Here is a 14,185-nt window from a genome sequence, read left to right as displayed (position 1 = left end):
GAGTCGTTTAACTCCCTTTGCCTAATAAATCATGGTGGTAATCGCCCGCAGGATAGCGGAACGGCACCGGGCCGTCAGCGATGCCATCAATGAACTGGCGCACGCGCGGATCGCTATTTTCACGCAGCGATTGCGCGCTGCCGTGGGCAACGATTTTCTTATCCGCCACAATGTAGGCGTAATCCGCAATGCTCAGCACTTCCGGCACGTCGTGCGATACCACAATGCAGGTCACTCCCAGGGTACTATTCAGCTCTGAGATAAGTTTAACCAATACGCCCATGGTGATGGGATCTTGTCCGACGAAGGGTTCGTCAAACATGATCAGATCCGGCTCAAGGGCAATCGCCCGCGCCAGCGCCGCGCGCCGCGCCATCCCGCCGGAGAGCTCCGAAGGCATCAGTTTCGCCGCGCCGCGTAACCCAACCGCTTCCAGCTTCATCATGACGGTGGTATGCAGCAGCGCATCCGGCAACTGCGTATGTTCGCGCAGCGGGTAAGCTACGTTATCAAACACGTTCATATCGGTGAATAGCGCGCCGGACTGAAACAGCATGCTCATGCGTTTACGCACGGTATACAGCCGCGAGCGCGTCATTTGCGGCACGTTTTCGCCGTCAAACAGGATCTCGCCGCTGTCCGGCGGGATCTGGCCGCCTATCAAACGCAGCAGGGTCGTCTTGCCGATCCCCGATGGCCCCATAATGGCGGTAATCTTGCCGCGAGGCACCGATAGCGAGATATCATCGAAAATGACGCGGTCGCCCCGAGAGAAACGAATACCGCGAACCTCGACTAAATTCGCCAGAGTTTGGCTCATAAAATCATCCTTACTAAACCTTCGGGCTAAGCATGGCGCTTTCTTTCACCACAAACCCAACATTTTTACAGAATCTTACCTGCCCGGGTTAGCGAAAGCTGGCATTTGTTTTACTTTTGCCACACATAAAGTCAAAATTAAGAATTCGTTACGCTGCGTACGGACGGCCAGCGAGGCGACGATTATACCTGAAGAAAGGACTTTAGATGCTCTTAGCAACGGCTCTGTTAATAATTGGTTTACTGCTGGTAGTTTACAGCGCCGATCGTCTGGTATACGCCGCTTCAATACTGTGTCGCATGATGGGGATCCCGCCGCTCATCATCGGCATGACTGTCGTGAGCATCGGTACCAGCCTGCCGGAGATCATCGTTTCCACCGCGGCCTCCCTTCACGGGCAAACCGATCTGGCGATCGGTACGGCGTTGGGATCCAATATTACGAATATTCTATTAATTCTCGGTCTTGCCGCCCTGCTCCATCCATTTACCGTGCATTCTGATATCCTGCGCCGCGAATTGCCGTTAATGTTGCTGGTTAGTTTACTGGCGGGATTTGTGCTCTACGATGGCCAGCTGTCGCGTCTGGATGGTCTGTTTTTACTGGCGCTGGCCATACTATGGCTGGTATTCACTCTAAAAATAGCGCGCCTGGCGGAACGTCAGGGCAGCGATAGCCTGACGCGGGAACAGCTGGCGGAGCTGCCGCGCGGCGGTTCGCTGCCCGTCGCCCTGCTGTGGCTCGGGGTGGCGATGATCGTCATGCCGATGGCCACCCGCATGGTGGTGGATAACGCCACGGTGCTGGCGAACTATTTCGCCATTAGCGAACTGACGGTCGGCTTAACGGTTATTGCTATCGGCACCAGCCTGCCGGAACTGGCCACCGCCATCGCCGGCGCACGAAAAGGGGAAGACGATATCGCCATCGGGAATATCATTGGCGCCAATATTCTTAACCTCGTGCTGGTGCTCGGGCTGCCGGCGTTAATCGCCCCTGGCGCCTTCCCTGCCGAAGCTTTTACGCGCGACTACAGCGTGATGCTGCTGGTGAGCGCGATCTTCGCGCTGCTGTGCTGGCGGCGTAAACGGCAGCCGGGTCGCGTAGCGGGCGCCTTGCTGGTCGGCGGCTTTATGGTTTGGTTGGCGCTGCTGTTTTGTTCAGCGCCGTACTTCGTTGAATGAATTGGGATAACATCATGTCGCAAATAGATTTGCCAACGGATTTTGACTTTCAACAGGCAGGACGTCAGGTTCTGGAAATTGAACGTGAAGGTCTGGCCCAGCTCGATCAGTATATTAATGAAGATTTCACCCGCGCCTGTGAGACGATTTTCCGCTGCGGCGGTAAGGTCGTCGTGATGGGTATGGGCAAATCCGGTCATATCGGGCGCAAAATGGCGGCGACCTTCGCCAGTACCGGTACCTCGGCTTTTTTTGTCCACCCCGGTGAAGCCGCGCACGGCGATCTGGGGATGGTGACGCCGCAGGATGTGGTCATCGCGTTATCTAACTCCGGTGAATCCAATGAAATCCTGGCGTTGATTCCGGTGCTTAAACGCCAGCAGGTGCCGCTTATCTGCGTCACCAGCCGTCCGGATAGCAGCATGGCGCGCGCCGCCGATATTCATCTGTGCGTGAAAGTGCCGAAAGAAGCCTGTCCGCTAGGTCTGGCGCCGACCTCCAGCACCACCGCCGCGCTGGTGATGGGCGACGCCCTCGCCGTGGCGCTGCTCGAAGCGCGCGGTTTTACCGCCGAAGATTTCGCCCTGTCGCACCCCGGCGGCGCACTCGGTCGTAAGCTGCTGCTGCGGGTCAATGATATTATGCATACCGGCGACGAGATCCCCCACGTCGGCCTGCAGGCTACCCTGCGCGACGCGCTGCTGGAAATCACCCGCAAAAATCTGGGCATGACGGCCATCTGCGATGACGAGATGAATATCATCGGCATCTTCACCGACGGCGATCTGCGCCGCGTCTTCGATACCGGCGTCGATATGCGCAACGCCAGCATCGCTGAAGTCATGACTCCAGGCGGGATCCGCATTCGTCCGGGCATGCTGGCGGTAGATGCGCTCAACCTGATGCAGTCCCGCCATATCACCTGCGTGCTGGTTGCCGATGGCGACCGACTGCTAGGTGTGGTACATATGCACGATCTGCTGCGCGCTGGCGTAGTGTAAGTAAGGATAAAATAATGAATAATGCTGATGCCCAGGTCGACACCTGCTACGGGCCGGTAAGCCAGGAATTTATCGACCGGGCGGCGAAGATCCGTTTACTGATCCTCGACGTCGACGGCGTGCTTTCCGACGGCCTTATCTATATGGGCAACAACGGCGAAGAGCTGAAAGCGTTTAACGTCCGCGATGGCTACGGGATCCGCTGTGCGCTGACTTCCGGTATTGAAGTCGCGATTATTACCGGGCGAAAAGCTAAACTGGTAGAAGACCGCTGCCAGACGCTGGGCATTACGCATCTGTATCAAGGTCAGTCCGATAAGCTGTTGGCGTTTCGTGAATTATTAAGCAAACTGGCGGTTCGCCCGGATGAAGTCGCTTATATTGGCGACGATCTGATCGACTGGCCGGTAATGGCGGAAGTCGGTTTAAGCGTCGCCGTCGCCGATGCGCATCCGCTGCTGCTGCCACGGGCGAATTACGTCACGCGAATTAACGGCGGACGCGGCGCGGTACGCGAAGTCTGCGATTTGTTACTATTGGCGCAGGGCAAGCTTGATGAGGCCAAAGGGCAATCAATATGAGTAAAACCAGACGTTGGGTTATCATCTTACTATCGCTGGTCGCGTTGATCCTGATCGGCCTGAACCTGGCGAGTACGGACGACACCGCGACCGTCGCGGTCAATCCTAACGATCCGACGTATAAAAGCGAGCATACCGATACCGTGGTGTACAGCCCGGAAGGCGCGCTGAGCTATCGTCTGATAGCCGAGCATGTCGAATACTTTTCCGAACAAGAAGTATCGTGGTTCACCAACCCGGTGATGACCACCTTTGATACCAATAAGGTTCCGACCTGGTCAATCAGAGCGGATAAAGCCAAGTTAACCAACGACCGTATGCTGTATCTTTACGGCCACGTTGAGGTCGACGCGTTGAGTCCCGACTCTCAACTGCGCAAAATTACCACCGATAACGCGCAGGTAAACCTGGTGACCCAGGATGTAACCTCTGACGATATGGTGACGTTATACGGAACAACATTTAATTCCAGCGGCCTGAAAATGCGCGGGAACCTACGCAGCAAAAATGCCGAGCTGATTGAAAAGGTTAGAACCTCTTATGAAATTCAGAACAAACAAACTCAGCCTTAACATTGCGCTCGCAAGCGCGCTTCTGGCCGCCAGCCTGCCGGCTCTGGCAAAAACCGGCGATACCGATCAGCCGATTCACATCGAATCCGATCAGCAGTCGCTGGATATGCAGGGCAACGTCGTGACCTTCACCGGCAACGTGGTCGTCACCCAGGGGACCATTAAGATCAATGCCGACAAAGTCGTTGTTACCCGCCCTGGCGGTGAAAAAGGCAAAGAAGTGATCGACGGTTTCGGCAATCCGGCCACCTTCTATCAGATGCAGGACAACGGTAAGCCGGTGAAAGGCCGCGCGTCGAAAATGCATTATGAACTGCAGAACGATTTCGTGGTGCTGACCGGCAACGCGCATCTGGAACAGCTGGATAGCAATATTCAGGGCGACAAAATCACCTATCTGGTGAAAGAGCAGAAAATGCAGGCCTTCAGCAACAAAGGCGGTCGCGTGACTACGGTGCTGGTGCCTTCGCAGTTGCAGGACAAAAGCGGCGATCAGCAGAAAAAAGGTAAGTAATCCGTTATGGCAACATTAACTGCAAAAAACCTCGCCAAAGCCTACAAAGGCCGCCGCGTGGTGGAAGACGTCAGCCTGACCGTCAACTCCGGTGAGATAGTCGGCCTGCTGGGCCCGAACGGCGCCGGTAAGACCACCACCTTTTATATGGTAGTGGGCATCGTGCCGCGCGATGCCGGCAACATTATCATTGACGATGAAGATATCAGCCTGCTGCCGCTACATGCCCGCGCGCGCCGCGGCATCGGTTACCTGCCGCAGGAAGCCTCTATTTTCCGCCGCCTGAGCGTCTACGATAACCTGATGGCGGTGCTACAAATCCGCGACGATCTCAGCAGCGAGCAGCGTGAAGATCGCGCTAAAGAGCTGATGGAAGAGTTCCACATCGAACACCTGCGCGATAGCCTGGGTCAGGCGCTCTCCGGCGGTGAACGCCGCCGCGTCGAAATCGCCCGCGCGCTGGCGGCGAACCCGAAATTCATCCTGCTGGATGAACCGTTCGCCGGGGTTGACCCTATCTCCGTTATCGATATTAAACGCATCATCGAACACCTGCGCGACAGCGGGCTGGGCGTACTCATTACTGACCATAACGTCAGGGAGACGCTGGCGGTTTGTGAACGAGCTTATATCGTAAGCCAGGGCCACCTCATCGCCCACGGCACCCCGCAGCAAATCCTTGAAGACGAGCAGGTTAAACGCGTGTACCTTGGGGAAGACTTCAGACTCTGATAGGGTAGAGGTTATAGACGTTTTAGCCGGAGATATTGACCCTGAACATGAAGCAAGGTTTGCAATTAAGGCTAAGCCAACAGCTTGCCATGACGCCCCAACTGCAGCAGGCCATCCGCTTGTTGCAGCTGTCTACGTTAGAACTCCAGCAAGAACTCCAGCAGGCGCTGGAGAGTAACCCATTGCTTGAGCAAACCGATCTTCACGAAGAGGTTGAAACCACAGAAGCCGAGGACCGCGAGTCCCTGGATACCGTCGACGCGCTCGAACAAAAAGAGATGCCGGATGAGCTCCCGCTGGACGCCAGCTGGGATGAAATCTACACCGCCGGCACGCCGTCGGGTAATGGCGTCGACTACCAGGACGATGAACTGCCGATCTATCAGGGTGAAACCACCCAGAGCCTGCAGGATTATCTGATGTGGCAGGTTGAGCTCACGCCTTTCACCGATACCGACCGCGCGATTGCCACCTCCATCGTCGATGCCGTTGACGATACCGGCTACCTTACTATTCCCATTCAGGACATTGTCGATAGTATCGAAGATGATGAAATTGGCATTGAGGAAGTGGAAGCGGTACTCAAACGCGTGCAGCGTTTCGATCCGGTCGGCGTCGCCGCCAGGGATCTCCGTGACTGCCTGCTGATCCAGCTTTCACAATTTGCCAAAGAGACGCCGTGGCTGGAAGAGGCGCGGTTGATCATCAGCGAGCATCTTGATCTCCTGGCCAACCACGATTTCCGCAGCCTGATGCGCGTCACCCGCTTGAAAGAAGACGTTCTGAAAGAGGCGGTTTGCCTGATCCAGTCGCTGGATCCGCGCCCGGGGCAGTCCATACAAACCAGCGAGCCGGAGTACGTGATCCCGGATGTGCTGGTGCGCAAGGTTAGCGGCCGCTGGGTTGTCGAGCTCAATTCCGATAGCATTCCGCGGCTGAAGATTAATCAGCAATACGCGGCGATGGGCAATAATGCGCGCAACGACGCCGACAGCCAATTTATCCGCAGCAACCTGCAGGAAGCCCGCTGGCTGATTAAGAGCCTTGAGAGCCGTAACGATACCCTGCTGCGCGTCAGCCGCTGCATCGTCGAACAGCAGCAGGCCTTCTTTGAGCAGGGCGAAGAATTTATGAAACCGATGGTGCTGGCGGATATCGCCCAGGCCGTCGAGATGCATGAATCAACCATTTCACGCGTTACCACGCAAAAATATCTGCACAGTCCACGCGGTATTTTTGAGTTGAAGTATTTCTTTTCCAGCCACGTCAATACCGAAGGCGGCGGCGAAGCCTCGTCTACCGCCATTCGCGCGCTGGTGAAGAAGTTAATCGCCGCGGAGAACCCCGCGAAGCCGTTGAGCGACAGCAAGCTCACCACCATGCTCTCCGATCAGGGTATTATGGTGGCGCGACGCACTGTTGCTAAGTACCGAGAGTCTTTATCCATTCCGCCGTCAAACCAGCGCAAACAACTGGTCTGACACAACCGATAAGGAAGACACTATGCAGCTCAACATTACAGGACACAACGTCGAGATCACTCCTGCTATGCGCGACTTCGTTACCACGAAGTTCAGCAAACTGGAGCAGTTTTTCGATAGGATCAACCAGGTCTATATTGTGTTAAAAGTAGAGAAGGTGACGCAAATCGCGGACGCCAATTTGCATGTCAACGGTGGCGAAATCCATGCCAGTGCGGAAGGGCAGGATATGTATGCCGCTATCGATGGTCTTATCGATAAGCTGGCAAGACAGTTAACAAAACATAAAGATAAACTGAAACAACACTAATTGTCCGGGCGATCGCCCTTATCCGCAGCCCGCGGATAAGGGCAGCTCAGGTGAAATTATGATGAACAACGATTCCGCTCTACAACTGAGCAATGTCCTTAACCAGGATTGTACCCGTAGCCAGGTTCACTGCCAGAGCAAGAAACGCGCGCTGGAAATCATCAGCGAACTGGCGGCGAAGCAGCTAGGTTTACCGCCGCAGGTGGTCTTTGAAGCGATCCTGACCCGTGAAAAAATGGGCAGTACCGGGATCGGCAACGGCATTGCGATCCCTCACGGCAAGCTTGAAGAGGATACCCTGCGCGCCGTTGGCGTCTTTGTGCAGCTGGAAACGCCGATCGCCTTCGATGCGATCGACAATCAGCCGGTCGATCTGCTGTTTGCGCTACTGGTGCCGGCCGATCAAACCAAAACCCATCTGCATACGCTCTCGCTGGTCGCCAAACGTCTGGCGGACAAAACCATCTGCCGTCGCCTGCGCGCTGCGGTGAGCGATGAAGAGTTGTATGAGATCATCACCGAAGCAGGAAGCAGCGATGACGCTTAACGTGAGTCGCGTCTTAACCTTTATCGTACTGAGGAGAAACGGTACATGGTACTGATGATCGTCAGCGGCCGCTCTGGCTCGGGGAAATCCGTCGCCCTGCGAGCGCTGGAAGATATGGGCTTCTACTGTGTGGATAACCTGCCGGTAGTGCTGTTGCCTGAGCTGGCGCGAACGCTGGCCGACCGCGATATCTCCGCGGCCGTCAGCATTGACGTGCGTAATATGCCGGAATCACCGGAAATCTTTGAACAAGCGATGCAGAATCTGCCGGAATCCTTCTCCCCGCAGCTGCTGTTCCTTGATGCCGACCGCAACACCCTGATCCGCCGCTACAGCGATACTCGTCGCTTACATCCGCTCTCCAGCAAGAATCTGTCGCTTGAAAGCGCGATCGACGAAGAGAGCGATCTGCTTGAGCCGCTGCGCTCCCGTGCGGATCTGATCGTCGATACTTCCGAAATGTCGGTGCATGAACTGGCCGAGATGCTGCGTACCCGCCTGTTAGGTAAACGCGAGCGTGAATTGACGATGGTCTTTGAATCATTCGGCTTCAAGCACGGTATCCCTATCGATGCCGATTACGTCTTTGACGTCCGCTTCCTGCCAAACCCGCACTGGGATCCGAAGCTGCGCCCCATGACCGGCCTCGATAAACCGGTTGCCGCCTTCCTCGATCGCCATACGGAAGTGCATAACTTTATTTACCAGACGCGTAGCTATCTGGAGCTATGGTTGCCGATGCTGGAAACCAATAACCGCAGCTATCTGACGGTGGCCATTGGTTGTACCGGCGGTAAGCATCGCTCGGTTTATATTGCCGAACAGCTGGCTGACTACTTCCGTTCGCGCGGTAAGAACGTGCAATCTCGTCACCGGACGCTGGAAAAACGTAAATCATGACCGTCAAGCAAACCGTTGAAATCACCAACAAGCTGGGCATGCACGCGCGCCCGGCAATGAAGCTTTTCGAGCTGATGCAGAATTTCGATGCGGAAGTGTTGCTACGCAACGACGAAGGCACCGAAGCGGAAGCCAACAGCGTTATCGCCCTGCTGATGCTGGATTCCGCCAAAGGACGCCAAATTGAGGTTGAGGCCAGCGGCCCGCAGGAAGTCGAAGCGCTGGCGGCGGTGATTGCGCTGTTCAACGCCGGGTTTGATGAAGACTAATCATCTCCCGGCGGGATCGCGGTTAATGCAGCTTATTGGCCTGCATAAAGCCTTCGCCGCCTAACTGACGCATCTGGCGCAGGATCCACGCCTGTCGGCTATGAACATAGCCTGATGGCGCATCGGCGCGAAAACGAATCGGGTTCGGTAATACCGCCGCCAGCAGCGCGGCCTCTGCAGGGGTCAAACGGCTGGCCGGCTTATGAAAATAGCGCTGGGCCGCCGCTTCTACGCCGAAAATACCGTCGCCAAACTCGGCAATATTCAAGTACACGGTAAGAATGCGCTTCTTGCTCCAGACCGTTTCAATGCCGACCGTCAGCCCCACTTCCAGACCCTTGCGCAACCAGCTACGGCCATCCCATAAAAACAGGTTTTTCGCCGTCTGCTGAGAGAGCGTCGACGCGCCGCGAATTCGATTTTCATTCCGCTCGTTATGCGCCAGCGCTTTTTCTATAGCCGGTACGTCAAAACCCCAGTGGTCGGGGAATTTCTGGTCTTCAGCGGCAATCACCGCCAGCCCCATCCAGGGGGAAATCTCGTCCATCCCAACCCAGTCAGAATGGGCGACATAATGAAAATCACCGGAGAACCAGGCGCTAACCTGGCGCTCCAGCATCACCGCTGAGAACGGCACCGGCAGGACGCTGAATACGGCGATACCGCCGCCCCAGAACACCACACAAACCAGCAGCAGGCGTAACAGCAGGCGCTTAATCATCGCCAGCGGCGCAACACGCTTACTCATTCAGCGAGAACCAGTACGCGATCGACCAGTTTCTCAATACCGCTGGCGGCCTCGGCGATATTCTGCGCCAGCATATAAGCAGGCGTGGTCACCACTTTGTTGTCTTCATCGACCACGATGTCGTCAACCGGGCACGGCACGTGCTCCGCGCCCATCTCTTCCAGCACCTCGGCAGTATCAGGATCGGTACCGATGGTTATCCGCAGCGGCGTCGGGAAAATCTTCGGCAACAGCGCCGGCGCGATACACATAAAGCCCAGCGGCTTACCCGCTTCGTGCATCGCCAGCGTTAGCGTCTGCAAATCGCGGTCAACCGCGCACTCACTCCCCTGGGCGGCAAAATTACTCAGGTTTTTCGCCGCGCCAAAGCCGCCGGGCACAATCAGCGCATCCAGCTCGTCCGCGCGGGCGCTGGCCAAAGGCTGAATAGCGCCGCGCGCCAGGCGCGCCGCTTCAATCAGCACGTTGCGGCTTTCCGCCATCGTTTCGCCGGTCAGATGGTTGATCACGTCGCTTTGCGCCTTATCCGGCGCAAAGCAAACCGCCTGCGCGCCGCGACGCGCAATGGCCAACAGGGTAATGACCGCTTCATGAATTTCTGCGCCGTCGTAAACGCCGCAGCCGCTTAGTACCACGCCAATCTTCTTCATCTTGCTAACCCCTTAGCGCAACTCTATGAAACAAGTAAATAATTTTGATTTACTCGCTATGCTTCACATATTTTACCGATTCACGTAACAAAATATTTATGGTTTGCTATCTTAATGAGCGAGCAAGCCAAATCCTCAGGTTGCGCCGTGTAAAAAAATCACTCGAACAATCCTGGCTCAACAACCAGTTCCCTGGTGTTGGCGCAGTATTCGCGCACCCCGGTTTATCCGGGGTCATTTTTTATCCGCCGCCGCAATCCAGGCCTTCAGTACCGCAACATCGTTTTGCCACTCGGATTTCATCTCTTCCACCCACTCACCTACGTTGTCTTCCCAGGCGGGTAAATCTGGCGTTTGGATCTGCTGCCCTAATTGCTGGATATGGCGCAAGCCTATCGACCCCGCCGCCCCCTTAATTTTATGGCCTTCATCGACGATACCTTTCTGGTCGCGCGCGGTGAGATTCGATTCCAGCACGGACATGTAGCCCGGCATCATCTTCTCGAACACCGCCAGCCCGTCGGTAATCAGCTTCGGCCCCACCAGCTCGATATATTGTTCCAGCATGTCGGTATCCAGTACCGATGCCGATTTCGCCACATCCACCGCGGGCGGCTCATGGCCATCGTCTTCCGGCGCATCCCAGAATTTCTTGATGATCGCGGTTAACGCCGGTACCGACAGCGGCTTGCTCAGCACATCGTCCATGCCGGCATCAAGGTACTCTTTTTTGTCCTTCAGGACGTTGGCGGTCAGCGCCACCAGCGGCGGCAGCTCATCGGCGGCATAGCGTTGTTTTAGCTGTCGCGAGATATCGAGGCCGGTCATGTCCGGTAGCTGAATGTCCAGCAGCACCAGGTCGTATTCGCCGGGTTCGAACATCTCCAGCGCGGCTTTACCGGTCATCGCCACGTCCACGCTATTGCCCAATTTTTCCAGCACCGAACGGGCGACAATCACGTTCAGTTCGATATCTTCCACCAGCAGCACGTTCAGCGCCGGCAGCGGCATATCGTCTTCGGCCAGCGTATCTTCGACTTCATCAGCCACCGCCTGCGCGTGTACGGTCAGGGTAAACGTCGCCCCCTGCCCCGGCTGGCTGGTCACGCTGATATCGCCGCCCATATTACGCGCCAGACGGCGCGACACCGCCAGGCCAATCCCGGTACCGGTTGCCGGTTTACCGCCGTGGCTGTCTTTCACCTGATAATACATGGCGAAAATTTTGTCCTGCTCCGCCTGTGGGATACCGATACCGGAGTCCTCAACTTCAAAGTGCAGCATATCGCCTTCGTCATAGCGGACGCGCACGGTGACATTGCCCTGTTGGGTAAACTTCACCGCATTGCTGATCAGGTTCCACAGGATCTGCCGCAGGCGCGTACCATCAGTTACCACTTTATGCGGCAGCGGCTGGGTTGGCTCCATCACAAAGCGTAAACCTTTCTGCTGCGCCTGCAGGCCTGAGAGGTTTTCCAGGTCGGCAAGGAAGCTGGTGAAGTCCACTTCCTGATTATCGAGCTGCACTTTACGCCGCTCCATTTTATCCATGTCGATAATATCATTGAAGATATTCCCCAGCGTCACCGCTGAAACATGGATAGTTTTCAGATATTTTTCCTGCTCGTTGGTCAGTTCAGTATCCAGCAGGATGCGGCTGAGCCCAACGATGCCGTTGAGCGGCGTACGCAGCTCGTGGCTGATGGTTGAGATAAAGGTGGTCTTGTCCCGGCTGGCGCGCTCCAGCGCGTCCTGATAGCGCTTACGCTCGGTAATATCGCGGCCAAAGCCCATCAGGCCACGGCGCTTGCCCACGCGGTCATAGTAGGGGACCTTGCGGATCTCAAAGCAGGCTTTACGCCCATCGGGATAATCGAGCCATTGTTCGTAGGTCAGCGAGACATTATGGCGGAAGACTTTCTCATCGGTCTCCAGCACTTTCACCGCGGCTTCTTCGCTATAGACATCCTGCGGCTTGAGGTGAATCAACTGCTTTTCGCTTTTTCCGGTCAACAGCTCCATCGCCCGGTTACAGCCGGAGAACTCCTTATCTTCGTTACGATAGAAAACCAGATCCGGTGAGGCATCAAGGAAAGAGCGCAGGAAGGAGGACTGTTGTTCCAGCTGAATCTGCGTCTCTTCACGCTCTTTCATCTCTATTTTCAGCTGTTCCAGCGTGGTTTCACGTTCCGCTTCCGCTTTCTCACGTTCGCCAATTTCCTGATTCAACTGGGCGATATTGTCCTTGAGCTGCACGTTAAGCTTAAGATCGCGCTCGCGCATCTCTTCCAGCTTTTCCACCAGCCGCGAGAGTCGCTGGCGCGACTCTTCCAGTTGTTCGACCACCACCGACAGAAAATAGACCGCCCAGGGGGTAATCAGCAGCCCGAAGAATATAGAGCGGATAACATCGATACTCTCAACCTGCCCATGCAGCACCATCGTGACGGCCATCTGCACCACGATAGCCAGCACCACCAGCGCCAGAGCCAACAGCATTGAAAAGCGCACCAGACCTAACTTCATCATCAGATCGACATAGTACTGCGCCAGCATACGAATTTGCTTCATGAGGGATTCCTTATCGCCAACTCCGCACAATAATACCCAATTCTGAACATTACGCTGTAAGTTGTGCAAAAAATGCGGCGGTAATCAGCCGTTAAGGAAGTGGAACATCAGGCGGGCAGGACCCACGGCGTCCCCAATGCCGACCCCTGAACGCCATGGGTATTAAGGTATTTGTCCAACTCGACCATACCGGTCCAGCGGTTTTCGCACCACAGCGGCGCCAGCAGCGTTGGGCGACGGGCGCTGGCCGAGATACGGTGATAAATCACCTCCGGCGGGGTATGGCGAATCATCTCACCGGCGGTGACTGTATAATCATCCAGCGCAATACCGTTCAGGCGCCCCGCCTGCCAGGCTTTCGCCATGATGCTGCCGGTCACGATGTGCAACGGGTGCAGCTTGATGCCATCGACCCCGGTTTCGACTACCCGTTGCAAGGTTTGCAGGCACTGCTGCTGGGTTTCGCCCGGCAGACCGACGATAAGATGCGCGCAGACCTTTAATCCGCGCTCGCGCGCCAGTCGGGTGGTGCGCTGGTAGCAGGCAAAGTCATGGCCGCGATTGATACGATGCAGCGTTTTATCATGCGCGGTCTGCAATCCCAGCTCCAGCCAGATTTCATAGCCCTGCTCCCGATATTCGCTGAGCAGATCCAGCACCGCATCGGGAACGCAGTCGGGACGGGTGCCGACGCACAGCCCAACGATATTCGCCTGGCTCACCGCCTGCTGATACATTGAACGCAGCAGCTGTACTTCGGCAAAGGTGCTGGTGTAGGCCTGGAAATAAGCAAGGTAGCGTTTCGCTCGGTTAACCAACTGCGCCTGGTGCGCCAGTTGATCGGCAATCGAACGGTACTGCTGGGCCTCGTCGGCGAAGGAGGCGACATTACAAAATGTGCAGCCGCCGCGGCCGATTGTGCCATCGCGATTCGGGCAGCTAAATCCACCATGCAGCGTCAGTTTATGTACCTTTTCGCCGTAGCGGCGCGTAAGATCCCCACCAAACATGTTGACTAATTTTTGTAACTGCATAATCTGATAGACCGGCCTCAAGAAAGGGGCCAAGCCTGCCATTTTTAGCCTCCGACGGCGATGACCTGGATCAATCGTCAGCGCGGCCGCTTACCTCATTGCATAATCAATCAAAATAAACGCGGTTTCATTCACGCCCGCGGTAATAACATTTACTTATACTTCAATACTGAGTTTCAATTATCTTTGACGCAGCAAAAAACAGTTTTATTTCCTGCCATTAAGAACACCAGCAGTCAAATACTCTGCTATAAAAAAACAATTCAGCACA

16 protein-coding genes are annotated in these 14,185 nt (G+C 55.7%); 11 read left to right on the top strand and 5 right to left on the bottom strand.

All coding sequences use genetic code 11. The annotated features are described in order from the left end of the window. Positions 1-7: 7 nt before the first annotated feature. Entirely contained in the window at positions 8-820 is an 813-nt protein-coding gene (gene mlaF / locus ACSEMK_RS14420) for a phospholipid ABC transporter ATP-binding protein MlaF (RefSeq protein ID WP_015369499.1), read from the bottom strand. A 206-nt stretch (positions 821-1,026) separates the two neighbouring features. Here mlaF and ACSEMK_RS14415 point away from each other — a divergent pair, with 206 nt between their 5' ends. Genes ACSEMK_RS14415 through npr form a run of 11 tightly spaced genes read left to right on the top strand, consistent with a single transcriptional unit; the run spans position 1,027 to position 8,911 of the window. Next, entirely contained in the window at positions 1,027-2,004 is a 978-nt protein-coding gene (locus ACSEMK_RS14415) for a calcium/sodium antiporter (RefSeq protein ID WP_113373138.1), read from the top strand. A 14-nt stretch (positions 2,005-2,018) separates the two neighbouring features. Beyond that, entirely contained in the window at positions 2,019-3,005 is a 987-nt protein-coding gene (kdsD, locus tag ACSEMK_RS14410) for an arabinose-5-phosphate isomerase KdsD (protein WP_015369497.1), read from the top strand. 14 nt (positions 3,006-3,019) lie between these two features. Next, entirely contained in the window at positions 3,020-3,586 is a 567-nt protein-coding gene (kdsC, locus tag ACSEMK_RS14405) for a 3-deoxy-manno-octulosonate-8-phosphatase KdsC (RefSeq protein ID WP_015369496.1), read from the top strand. Beyond that, positions 3,583-4,158, top strand: a complete 576-nt coding sequence (gene lptC, locus ACSEMK_RS14400) for an LPS export ABC transporter periplasmic protein LptC (protein ID WP_015369495.1) — start codon at positions 3,583-3,585, stop codon at positions 4,156-4,158. The genes kdsC and lptC overlap by 4 nt, the downstream gene beginning before the upstream one ends. Further along, on the top strand, positions 4,127-4,672 hold the full coding sequence (gene lptA / locus ACSEMK_RS14395) for a lipopolysaccharide ABC transporter substrate-binding protein LptA (RefSeq protein WP_015369494.1): 546 nt from the start codon (positions 4,127-4,129) through the stop codon (positions 4,670-4,672). The genes lptC and lptA overlap by 32 nt, the downstream gene beginning before the upstream one ends. Positions 4,673-4,678: 6 nt before the next feature. Further along, positions 4,679-5,404, top strand: coding sequence for an LPS export ABC transporter ATP-binding protein (lptB, locus tag ACSEMK_RS14390; protein ID WP_004206203.1), 726 nt, complete (start codon positions 4,679-4,681; stop codon positions 5,402-5,404). A 47-nt stretch (positions 5,405-5,451) separates the two neighbouring features. After that, positions 5,452-6,885: an RNA polymerase factor sigma-54 gene (gene rpoN / locus ACSEMK_RS14385; protein WP_047044697.1), complete on the top strand. Its 1,434-nt coding sequence runs from the start codon at positions 5,452-5,454 to the stop codon at positions 6,883-6,885. A gap of 22 nt (positions 6,886-6,907) precedes the next feature. Continuing rightward, positions 6,908-7,195, top strand: a complete 288-nt coding sequence (hpf, locus tag ACSEMK_RS14380) for a ribosome hibernation promoting factor (protein WP_004125711.1) — start codon at positions 6,908-6,910, stop codon at positions 7,193-7,195. Between the two features lie 58 nt (positions 7,196-7,253). After that, the gene (ptsN, locus tag ACSEMK_RS14375; protein WP_015369492.1) at positions 7,254-7,742 is read left to right on the top strand and encodes a PTS IIA-like nitrogen regulatory protein PtsN; all 489 of its coding nucleotides are present in this window, start codon (positions 7,254-7,256) and stop codon (positions 7,740-7,742) included. Between the two features lie 45 nt (positions 7,743-7,787). Continuing rightward, positions 7,788-8,642, top strand: coding sequence for an RNase adapter RapZ (gene rapZ, locus ACSEMK_RS14370; RefSeq protein WP_015369491.1), 855 nt, complete (start codon positions 7,788-7,790; stop codon positions 8,640-8,642). After that, positions 8,639-8,911, top strand: coding sequence for a PTS phosphocarrier protein NPr (gene npr, locus ACSEMK_RS14365; protein WP_002918431.1), 273 nt, complete (start codon positions 8,639-8,641; stop codon positions 8,909-8,911). Before rapZ ends, npr begins: the two co-directional genes overlap by 4 nt. 22 nt (positions 8,912-8,933) lie before the next feature. Here npr and mtgA read toward each other — a convergent pair whose 3' ends face one another. The 4 genes from mtgA to ACSEMK_RS14345 form a co-directional block, all read right to left on the bottom strand. Continuing rightward, positions 8,934-9,659, bottom strand: a complete 726-nt coding sequence (gene mtgA, locus ACSEMK_RS14360; RefSeq protein WP_015369490.1) for a monofunctional biosynthetic peptidoglycan transglycosylase — start codon at positions 9,657-9,659, stop codon at positions 8,934-8,936. After that, entirely contained in the window at positions 9,656-10,309 is a 654-nt protein-coding gene (gene elbB, locus ACSEMK_RS14355; RefSeq protein ID WP_213316676.1) for an isoprenoid biosynthesis glyoxalase ElbB, read from the bottom strand. Before elbB ends, mtgA begins: the two co-directional genes overlap by 4 nt. 234 nt (positions 10,310-10,543) lie before the next feature. Further along, on the bottom strand, positions 10,544-12,880 hold the full coding sequence (gene arcB / locus ACSEMK_RS14350) for an aerobic respiration two-component sensor histidine kinase ArcB (protein ID WP_087859934.1): 2,337 nt from the start codon (positions 12,878-12,880) through the stop codon (positions 10,544-10,546). A 107-nt stretch (positions 12,881-12,987) separates the two neighbouring features. Continuing rightward, on the bottom strand, positions 12,988-13,914 hold the full coding sequence (locus ACSEMK_RS14345) for a TIGR01212 family radical SAM protein (protein ID WP_213316678.1): 927 nt from the start codon (positions 13,912-13,914) through the stop codon (positions 12,988-12,990). Positions 13,915-14,185: the final 271 nt, after the last annotated feature.

The sequence above is a fragment of the Klebsiella sp. K-3 genome (assembly GCF_051207495.1).
GTDB lineage: Bacteria > Pseudomonadota > Gammaproteobacteria > Enterobacterales > Enterobacteriaceae > Klebsiella > Klebsiella aerogenes.
Note: the sequence above shows the minus strand (reverse complement) of the source record. Positions and strands in the feature narration are given on the sequence as shown.

Excerpts from the sequence above, each read along its gene's own strand:
- arcB (WP_087859934.1), bottom strand. The coding sequence starts at position 12,880 with ATGAAGCAAATTCGTATGCTGGCGCAGTACTATGTCGATCTGATGATG.
- mtgA (WP_015369490.1), bottom strand. The coding sequence starts at position 9,659 with ATGAGTAAGCGTGTTGCGCCGCTGGCGATGATTAAGCGCCTGCTGTTA.
- npr (WP_002918431.1), top strand. The coding sequence starts at position 8,639 with ATGACCGTCAAGCAAACCGTTGAAATCACCAACAAGCTGGGCATGCAC.
- lptC (WP_015369495.1), top strand. The coding sequence starts at position 3,583 with ATGAGTAAAACCAGACGTTGGGTTATCATCTTACTATCGCTGGTCGCG.
- rpoN (WP_047044697.1), top strand. The coding sequence starts at position 5,452 with ATGAAGCAAGGTTTGCAATTAAGGCTAAGCCAACAGCTTGCCATGACG.
- kdsD (WP_015369497.1), top strand. The coding sequence starts at position 2,019 with ATGTCGCAAATAGATTTGCCAACGGATTTTGACTTTCAACAGGCAGGA.
- ACSEMK_RS14415 (WP_113373138.1), top strand. The coding sequence starts at position 1,027 with ATGCTCTTAGCAACGGCTCTGTTAATAATTGGTTTACTGCTGGTAGTT.
- ACSEMK_RS14345 (WP_213316678.1), bottom strand. The coding sequence starts at position 13,914 with ATGCAGTTACAAAAATTAGTCAACATGTTTGGTGGGGATCTTACGCGC.
- elbB (WP_213316676.1), bottom strand. The coding sequence starts at position 10,309 with ATGAAGAAGATTGGCGTGGTACTAAGCGGCTGCGGCGTTTACGACGGC.
- rapZ (WP_015369491.1), top strand. The coding sequence starts at position 7,788 with ATGGTACTGATGATCGTCAGCGGCCGCTCTGGCTCGGGGAAATCCGTC.
- kdsC (WP_015369496.1), top strand. The coding sequence starts at position 3,020 with ATGAATAATGCTGATGCCCAGGTCGACACCTGCTACGGGCCGGTAAGC.
- lptA (WP_015369494.1), top strand. The coding sequence starts at position 4,127 with ATGAAATTCAGAACAAACAAACTCAGCCTTAACATTGCGCTCGCAAGC.
- lptB (WP_004206203.1), top strand. The coding sequence starts at position 4,679 with ATGGCAACATTAACTGCAAAAAACCTCGCCAAAGCCTACAAAGGCCGC.
- ptsN (WP_015369492.1), top strand. The coding sequence starts at position 7,254 with ATGATGAACAACGATTCCGCTCTACAACTGAGCAATGTCCTTAACCAG.
- mlaF (WP_015369499.1), bottom strand. The coding sequence starts at position 820 with ATGAGCCAAACTCTGGCGAATTTAGTCGAGGTTCGCGGTATTCGTTTC.
- hpf (WP_004125711.1), top strand. The coding sequence starts at position 6,908 with ATGCAGCTCAACATTACAGGACACAACGTCGAGATCACTCCTGCTATG.